At 46.0% G+C, this 1353-nt stretch carries 1 protein-coding gene; it reads left to right on the top strand.

Annotated elements, in window-relative coordinates; translation table 11 throughout:
• Positions 1-89 precede the first annotated feature (89 nt).
• On the top strand, positions 90-1353 hold a 1264-nt coding region (gene purH / locus A3735_RS23285), incomplete at its 3' end, for a bifunctional phosphoribosylaminoimidazolecarboxamide formyltransferase/IMP cyclohydrolase (protein ID WP_068638750.1).

Genomic DNA, 1353 nt, shown 5'->3' with positions numbered 1-1353 from the left:
AACAGAGGAACCTTACGCAAGAAGCTTAAGCAGTACGGTCTACTTTAAGTCAGAGTTTTTTATTTTTCTTATACAGGTTTGGAATAAACATGAGCAATACTAACGATCTGGTCCAGGTGAAAAGAGCGCTAATCAGCGTTTCAGACAAAACGGGCATCGTTGAATTCGCCTCTGCCCTAAACGATATGGGCGTTGAAATACTTTCAACGGGCGGAACCTACAAATTACTACAGTCTAACAGCATTCCTGCTGTCGAAGTTTCTGACTATACCGGTTTTCCCGAAATGATGGACGGTCGAGTCAAAACACTTCACCCTAAAGTTCACGGCGGAATTTTAGGGCGCAGAGGTCAGGATGACGAAGTAATGCAAGCTCATGAGATCAAGGCTATCGACATGGTTGTCGTTAACCTCTACCCTTTTGAACAAACTGTCGCAAAGGAAGACTGCAGCCTAGAAGACGCTGTAGAAAACATTGATATCGGCGGACCAACGATGGTACGTGCTGCTGCTAAAAACCATGCACACGTAAATATCGTTGTTAATGCGAGCGACTACCAGAACATTCTTGATCAAATGCGTGAGAACGATGCCTGCACAAGTTTGGAAACACGTTTTGACCTAGCGATTAAAGCTTACGAACATACAGCTGCCTACGACGGCGCGATTGCCAACTACTTTGGCCGATTGGTTCCAGGTGGCAGCAAAGAGTTCCCAAGAACATTTAACGTTCAAATGAACAAAACTCAAGAACTTCGCTATGGTGAAAACCCTCACCAGAACAGCGCGTTTTATGTTGAAAAGAATGCACCAGCCGATTCAATCTCTGGCGCTAAACAGCTTCAAGGAAAAGAGCTTTCGTTCAACAATATCGCCGACACCGATGCAGCACTTGAGACCGTAAAGCTATTTGACGAACCTGCATGTGTCATCGTCAAGCACGCAAACCCTTGTGGCGTATCAGAAGCCGGCTCTATTCTAGAGGCTTATGAAAAAGCTTATGCAACGGACCCTGAATCTGCTTTTGGCGGTATCATCGCCTTTAACCGTGAGCTTGATGCGGAAACCGCGACAACTATCGTCGACCGACAGTTTGTTGAAGTTATTATTGCTCCGAGCGTTAGCGCCGAAGCGAAAGAAGCCGTAGCCGCTAAGAAAAATGTCCGCCTCCTAGAGTGCGGTGCATTTTCTGACAGCGCAGCATCTTTCGATTATAAGCGCGTCAATGGCGGCTTACTGGTGCAAGATCGTGACTTAGGCATGATCAGTAAGGAAGATTTGACTGTTGTCTCCAAGCGCCAGCCAACAGACGAAGAAATTGATGACCTCTTATTCACCTGGAAAGTTGCTAAAA

Source organism: Oleiphilus sp. HI0061 (genome assembly GCF_001635675.1).
This window is presented reverse-complemented; position numbering and strand designations above follow the sequence as displayed.